This is a genomic window from Dellaglioa sp. CoH-56-MRSF-12 (assembly GCF_056782075.1).
In genome coordinates this window covers 1-269 of the sequence record NZ_JBXAYD010000101.1, presented here as the reverse complement: position 1 = coordinate 269, position 269 = coordinate 1, and the positions used below count along the sequence as shown (strand labels likewise).

At 53.2% G+C, this 269-nt stretch carries 1 protein-coding gene; it reads right to left on the bottom strand.

All coding sequences use genetic code 11. The features are described 5' to 3' along the window. Positions 1–269 (bottom strand): hypothetical protein (locus AC1RPY_RS07915; RefSeq protein WP_481763138.1); only part of this gene is annotated, 269 nt, incomplete at both ends.

Sequence of the window (269 nt, the reverse complement as noted above, 5' to 3'; positions counted from 1 at the left end):
AACGAGATAGGGTCCTCGCCTGCTACTACCAGCACACGTGGAATGTTGGCAAATCGCGTAACCAAATCGCGAGTCTTGTCTAGTTTCGTGTTGGTCGATTGGGGGCTCAGGTTTGTGAGTACCAACATACCCGGATCGCGCAGTACTTCGGTGTCGTCGTACTTTCGGAGCACAGTATTATCGAAGCCGCCGTATAGGTTGTGCCACACGACTTCCTCGCGACTGCGCTTTTGGAATTCCTGCACAAGATAGGCCGCGAAGTACAAGGC